We start from the raw sequence: 6,813 nt of genomic DNA on the forward strand, positions 1-6,813 counted from the left end.
CCGCCCAGCTCCTTTCGCACCCGGCACGCCAGGAACCCGCCGCCGCCAGGACACGTCAGCCCAGGCGGGCCACGCCTTCGAGGAGGCGGTCCACGTCGGAGCGGTCGTTGTAGTGGACCAGACCCGCGCGGACCGCGCCGCCCGTGTCGCGGATGCCCAGCGCCGCCGTCAGCTCCCACGCGTAGTTGTGGCCGTGCCAGACGTTGACACCCAGCTTGGCCAGGCGCTCGGCGACCTGGCGCGGGGTGTGCCCGGCCACGTTGAAGTACGCGGTGGCCGTCCGCCTGGCCGGCTTGCCGTACGTCGTGACGTGCGGCATCGTCTCCAGGCCCTCGATGAGCACCGCGAACAGGTCCTGCTCGTACGCCTCGATCGCGGCCATCGAGGTGAGCAGCCGCTCGCGGCGGCTGCCCGTGCCCGGCACCATGGCGGCCAGATGGTCGACGGCGGCGGTGACCCCGTCGAAGTCGGCGAACGGCGACGTGCCCGTCTCGAACCGCTCCGGCACCTCGTCGGTCGAGGAGGCAAGCTTGTCCGGCCGCAGCGTCTCCAGCAGCGCCGGGTCGGCGATCACCGCGCCGATGTGCGGGCCCGACCACTTGTAGGCGCTGGTGGCGTAGAGGTCGGCGCCGAGCGCCCGCATGTCGACGGGCCCGTGCGGGGTGGCGTGCACGCCGTCGACGTACATCAGCGCCCCGGCCGCGTGCGCGATCTCCGCGATGGCGGCCACGTCCGGCCGGGTGCCGAGGATGTTGCTGGCCGCGCTCACGGCCACCACCCTGGTCCGCTCGTTCACGAGGTCGGCGTACTGCTCGACCGGCAGCTCCCCGGTGACCGGGTCGACCTCGGCCCAGCGCACGGTGGCGCCGGTCTGCGTCCAGGGGCGGACGTTGGCGTCGTGGTCGAGCCGCGACACCACGACCTCGTCGCCGGGCCCGGCGAGCGCCTTGGACAGCCGGTAGGTCAGCGTGGTCATGTTCGGGCCCAGGATCACGCCGCGGGCGTCACCGCCGACCAGGTCGGCGACCGCCGCCCGGCACGCGCCCACGATGGCGTCGGAACGGTGGCTCGCCGGGAAGGCGCCGCCGACGTTGCCGAGCCCCGACCGGTAGGCCGTGGCGATGGCGTCGATGACCGGCGTGGGCACCTGGGTGCCGGCGGCGCCGTCGAGGTAGGCGTGACCGTCGGCGAGCGCAGGGTACGTCGCGCGCACCTGCTTGATGGGGAATTCAGAGGGGAGCATAATTCATAGATTCTCCTCCAGAGCCCGCCTCAATCGTGTCAATACTCCACCTCTGTCGCTTTTTCCCCGCAAGCCATGTGGCGGTTCGCCTTGAAGCGGTGGGCGGAGTCTGATTGGTTCAGTGCCGGAGGTGTGCCGGATGCCACAACTGACCGCTCTCGACGCGCAGTTCCTCCAGTTCGAGACCGCGACGAACATCGCCAACATCGGCGGCCTCGCCGTCGTCGAGGGAGACCTCAACCGCGCCGAGCTGCAGGCCCTGCTCGAGCGGCGGCTTCCGTACGTCCCGGCGCTGCGGCGCAGGCTCGCCCCGGTGCCGCTGGGGCTCGACCATCCGTACTGGGCGCAGCAGGACGACCTCGACCTCGACTACCACGTGCGCGAGATCGGCCTGCCGCCGCCCGGCGACGAGCGGCAGCTGGCCGAGCAGGTCTCGCGCCTGCACGCCCGCCCGCTCGACCGCTCGCGTCCGCTGTGGGAGATCTACCTGATCCACGGGCTGTCGGGCGGCCGCATGGGGCTGTACACGAAGATCCATCATGCCGCCGTGGACGGCGTCGGCGGCGCCGACGTGATGGCGATGCTGCTCGACGTCGGCCCCGACGCCACGCCCCTGCCCGAGGAGGCGCCGGAGCGCGACGCGCCGCCGCCAGGCCCGGCGGGGATGCTGGCCCGCGGGCTGGTGAGACTGGCCGCCAACCCGGCGCACGCGGTGCGGTTCGTCGCCCAGGCCGTGCCCGACCTCGACCAGATTCCCGTCCTGTCGCAGCTGCCCGGCGCCGGCGTCGTCTCCGGCGTGGCCCGCCGCCTGGGCGGTCGGGGGCGGGCGCCCGGCCTGCCGACGCTGCCCGCGCCCCGGACACCGTTCAGCGGGCCCGTGTCGCGGCACCGGCGTTTCGCGTTCGTGTCACTGCCGCTGGAAGAGATCAAGGAGGTCCGCAAGGCGTTCGGGGTCACCGTGAACGACGTGGTCATGGCCGTGTGCGCGGGTGCGCTGCGCGCGTGGCTGGACGCGCACGGCGGCGTGCCGAGCCGTCCGCTGGTGGCCGGGGTGCCGTTCTCGCTGCGCGACGCCGGCGTCGCGGGGCCGGGCAACCAGGTGACCCTCATGACCGCCCCGCTCGCGGTGCAGATCGACGACCCGGTCGCCCGGCTGTACCACGTCCGGCATGCCATGCACCGGATCAAGGACCGGTTCTCGGTGGCGCCCGCGCGGTGGCTGCGCGAGTTCAGCGAGTCGATGCCGGCCGCCCTCATGGGGCTGGCCTCGCGCTCGGCGTTCGGGCTGATCGGGCAGGCCGCGCCGCCGATCAACGTGATCGTCTCGAACGTGCCGGGCCCGCAGATCCCCCTGTACGTGTGCGGCGCCCGGCTGCTGCACTTCTACCCGGTCTCGGTGATCTCCGACGTGAGCGGCGGCGTCAACATCACCGCGTTCTCCTACGACGGTTCCCTCGACATCGGGGTCGTCACCGACCGGGAGATGGTGCCGGACGCCTGGGAGCTGGCCGGGTACCTCAACGACGCCCTGGCCGAGCTGCGCGAGGCGGAGTCAGCGCTTCCGCAGTAGGGCGTGAGCGATCGCGGGCCATGTACGCCCAACCGTTGGGTAGCGTGAAAGAGACGAGCCGTCAAGACCCGTCACGTCGTTCGTCCGCACAAGTGCAAGGTGCCGATGCCCATCGCCGCAGTCTCCGTGGAGTGATCCCGGGCTCCTGGTGCGAGCCCCGCCTGGTCGGCCCTCTGGCCGCGTCCGACCCAAAGCGAGCGAGGAGAGAGTTTTGTCCCAAGCAGCAGAGGTTCTCGAACTGGACGACAACGTCGGTGATGGTGGTGCGGCCGGCGCCGACTCGGTCAAGGCGTATCTGAAGGAGATCGGCCGCGTCCCGCTGCTCACCGCCGAGCAGGAGATCGACCTCGCCAAGCGGATCGAGGCGGGTCTGTTCGCCAGGGAACGGCTCGACACCGAAATGGGGCTCCCCGCCGACCTGCGGGCCGACCTGGAGTGGATCGCCGACGACGGCGAGCGCGCCAAGCGCCGCATGCTGGAGGCCAACCTGCGGCTGGTGGTCTCCATCGCCAAGCGGTACACCGGACGCGGCATGCTCTTCCTCGACCTCATCCAGGAGGGCAACCTCGGTCTGATCCGGACGATCGAGAAGTTCGACTACCGGCTCGGCTACAAGTTCTCCACGTACGCGACCTGGTGGATCAAGCAGGCCATCACCCGGGCCATGGCCGACCAAGCCAGGACGATCCGTATCCCCGTCCACATGGTCGAGCTGATCAACAAGGTGTCGCGGGTGCAGCGCCGGCTGCAGAGCGACCTCGGCCGCGAGCCGACGCCCGAGGAGATCGCCAAGGAGTGCGACCTCGACGTCGACCGCGTCACCGAGGTGCAGAGCTACGGCCGCGAGCCGATCTCGCTGCACACGCCGCTGGGCGAGGAGGGCGACAGCGAGTTCGGCGACCTCATCGAGGACACCGAGGCCGTCTCCCCGGCCGACGCGGTGTCGTTCACCCTCCTGCAGCAGCAACTGCGCGCCCTGCTCGACCAGCTGTCCGAGCGCGAGGCGGGCGTGATCAGCATGCGGTACGGGCTGGGCGACGGCAAGCCGATGACCCTCGACGAGATCGGCCGGGTCTACGGGGTGACGCGCGAGCGCATCCGTCAGATCGAGGCCAAGACGATGTCCAAGCTCCGCCATCCGTCCCGCTCGCTGGCCCTGCGCGACTATCTCAGCTGAATGCCCTGCGGGCCGATTCCGCTTAAAACCGGAAATGTGCGCCGTGAATGGTCGCGGGAATGCCGCAGGGTTCTTTCGGGTGGAGAAAGGCTGGGCAAAAGGGCGCCCAAGAGTCGTGCCACACGCCCTTGGCCGCCGGGGCCGCTGACCTAGATTCCCATAGCGTGAAACGCTCCCGTTCCAGCCTCGTCCACCAAGTGACGTACGCCATCAACCATCCCGGGAAAATCGCCCCCCACCTGCGGCGGCTGGCCCGCGACACGTGGTTCCGGATGCATGCGCGTGACCATATTTCCTATTACCGGGCCGTCATGCGGTCCGACACCGCGCGCGACCCCGAGGGCGCGGTCGGTTCGCACACCCACAAGCGGTGGCTGGAACTCGGGCGCATGCAGTTCGACTATCTCGTCGAGCACGGACTCAAGCCCGAGTGCCGGATGCTGGAGATCGGGTGCGGCAACCTGCGGGCCGGTCGTCTGTTCATCGACTACCTGCACACGGGCAACTACTACGGCATCGACATCTCGCCCGACATCCTCATGGCCGCCCAGGACACCCTCGTCCGGCACGGCCTGGCCGACAAGCTGCCGCACCTCACGCCCGTACGCGACATGCGTTTCGCGTTCCTGCCTGCCGAGCACTTCGACGTCGTCCACGCGCACAGTGTCTTCTCGCACTCGCCGCTCGACGTGATCGAGGAGTGCTTCGCCCACGTCGGCAGGGTGATGAAGCCGGGCGCGTGGTTCGACTTCACCTTCGACCGCACCGAGGGCAGGGAACACCAGGTGTTGCGCGAGGACTTCTACTACCGCACCGAGACCCTCGCCACCCTGGCGGAGCAGTACGGGTTCACCGCCACGTTCATGGACGACTGGGAGCGCGGGCCGCACAAGCAGTCGAAGATGCGCCTGCGCAAGCCGTGACCCCGGGATAACCGATTGCGGGTGCTCCGGCCCGGTCCCTAGGGTGCCGGTACGTGAGAGACGTACGGTCGCTGCCCAAGGCCCATCTGCACGTCCACCTGGAGAGCACCGTACGGCCGCGGACCGTGCGCGACCTGGGTGGCACGCCCGCGCAGGAGGGGACGTTCACGAGCTTCAGGGAGTTCGCCGACCAGCGGGCCCAGGTGCGCGGGCTGCTGCGCACGGCCGAGCACTTCCGCCGCGTCGCCGTCGAGTTCTGCGCCGACGAGGCGGCCCAGGGCACCCGCTACGCGGAGGTGACCTTCACCGCCGCCGCCCACGGCGAGCGCGTCGGCCGGCCGGAGATGCCGCTGGAGGCGGTGCTCGGCGGGCTGGCCGAGGGCCGCGACCGATACGGCGTCGAGTGCCGCCTGCTGCTCGACCACTCCAGGCGGCGCCCGGTGGAGCGGCTGTGGCGGACGTACGAGCTGGCCCTGCGTCACGAGCGGGTGGTCGGGATCGGCCTGGCGGGCGACGAGAGCCACCCGCTGGCGCCGTTCGCGAAGGTCTGCGACGCCGCGCGCGACGCCGGGCTGCGCCTCGTGCACCACGCGGGCGAGGCCGCCGGGGCCGGCAGCGTCCGCGAGGCGCTCGCCGTCGGGCACGCCGAGCGGCTCGGGCACGGCATCCGGGTGCTGGACGACCCCGACCTGGTGGCCGAGGTGCGCGAGCGGGGTATCCCGCTGGAGGTCTGCCCCACGTCCAACGTGCTGCTCGGGCTCGTCCCCTCGCTCGCCGAGCACCCGCTGCCCCGGCTGCGGGAGGCGGGCCTCGCGGTGACGGTCAACACCGACGGCGAGACGGCGCTCGCCGACGAGTACGACCGGCTGCGGCACGTCCTCGGGTTCACCGACGCCGACCTGGCCGGGCTCGCCCGTGCCGCCGTCGACGCCTCCTTCGCCCCCGACGCCCTCAAGGCGGAGCTGCGGGCCGGCATCGACGACTGGCTGCTGAACGTGGCTTAGTGCACATACGCGGCTGAATGCGTATTTCTCCCCAGACCGTGCCGTCCGGGGCTCCCTATGGTGATCGACGTCCCGAGAGAACCACCATCGAGGAGCCCTCCATGCTTCGCCGCCTGCTCGCCGGCACCGTCCTCGCCGGCGCCCTGACCACCGCCCTCGCCGCGGCCCCCGCCGACGCCGCCACCGCCGGGGTGAGCGCCGCGCCCAAGGTGCACACGTTCTCGGGCCACTCCGGGTGGGGCGCGGGCGAGTCCAAGGCCAAGCGCTCCACGTTCAAGGGCACCTGGTACTACAAGGACGGCGGCTACTACTTCCACGTCGCGGTCAAGGACAACGACCACGACAAGCAGAAGAGCTACCTGGAGTTCTGGTACCACGACGCGAAGAAGGGCTGGGAGCGCACCCGCCTGTACTTCACCGCCGGCGAGAACGAGTGGGAGTTCGCCTACGGCCGCGACAAGGGCCGCTTCGACGGGTTCCGGGTCCGCCTCGGTGAGGGCACGTCCAAGGACTACGACTGGGGCGCCTTCTCCACCCACTTCTTCCGATGAGCCACCGGGTGACGAGACCACTCGGGGGAGGGCCTCGTCACCCGGTTCCCTAATCAGTTCTGGGAGTAAGCCATCCGGCAGACTCCTGGTGGTAGCCGCTGACAGGTGAGCACTCTGGGTTCCTGGACATCGAGTCCTGGTGAAAGACCGTGCCCCTGCCGGTCGGCCGGGAGAGTTGATCGCTGATGGGATGTCGTGCCCGCCCGCAGAGGCGTGAGCACTGCTTGATTAGGTCGCTGATGGTTCTCCCGCAGGCTGCTGAAGGTGATCGGCATCGAGAACGGGAGGACCGTTGCGACTGTTCGTGGGTGATGACTGGGCCGAAGACCACCACGACGTGGAGGT

Annotated in this window: 5 protein-coding genes and 1 pseudogene; 5 read left to right on the forward strand and 1 reads right to left on the reverse strand. The window is 70.4% G+C overall.

The features are described 5' to 3' along the window. Positions 1-55 precede the first annotated feature (55 nt). Positions 56-1,243, reverse strand: coding sequence for a cysteine desulfurase-like protein (locus BLR04_RS16945; RefSeq protein WP_090765509.1), 1,188 nt, complete (start codon positions 1,241-1,243; stop codon positions 56-58). A 139-nt stretch (positions 1,244-1,382) separates the two neighbouring features. On the opposite strand from BLR04_RS16945, the gene BLR04_RS16950 reads away from it, so the two are divergent. The 5 genes and pseudogenes from BLR04_RS16950 (at position 1,383) to BLR04_RS16970 (ending at position 6,468) form a co-directional block, all read left to right on the forward strand. Then, positions 1,383-2,813, forward strand: coding sequence for a WS/DGAT/MGAT family O-acyltransferase (locus BLR04_RS16950; RefSeq protein WP_090765512.1), 1,431 nt, complete (start codon positions 1,383-1,385; stop codon positions 2,811-2,813). 265 nt (positions 2,814-3,078) lie between these two features. Then, positions 3,079-3,990: pseudogene (locus BLR04_RS16955) on the forward strand (RNA polymerase sigma factor); the annotation flags it as partial. Between the two features lie 164 nt (positions 3,991-4,154). Then, positions 4,155-4,913 carry a class I SAM-dependent methyltransferase gene (locus tag BLR04_RS16960; RefSeq protein WP_245740295.1) on the forward strand — a complete coding sequence of 253 codons (759 nt, stop codon included), beginning with the start codon at positions 4,155-4,157 and terminating at the stop codon, positions 4,911-4,913. 53 nt (positions 4,914-4,966) lie between these two features. Then, entirely contained in the window at positions 4,967-5,917 is a 951-nt protein-coding gene (add, locus tag BLR04_RS16965; RefSeq protein WP_090765517.1) for an adenosine deaminase, read from the forward strand. Between the two features lie 101 nt (positions 5,918-6,018). Then, entirely contained in the window at positions 6,019-6,468 is a 450-nt protein-coding gene (locus tag BLR04_RS16970) for a hypothetical protein (RefSeq protein WP_090765520.1), read from the forward strand. Positions 6,469-6,813: the final 345 nt, after the last annotated feature.

Source organism: Nonomuraea maritima (assembly GCF_900100395.1).
Classification (GTDB): domain Bacteria; phylum Actinomycetota; class Actinomycetes; order Streptosporangiales; family Streptosporangiaceae; genus Nonomuraea; species Nonomuraea maritima.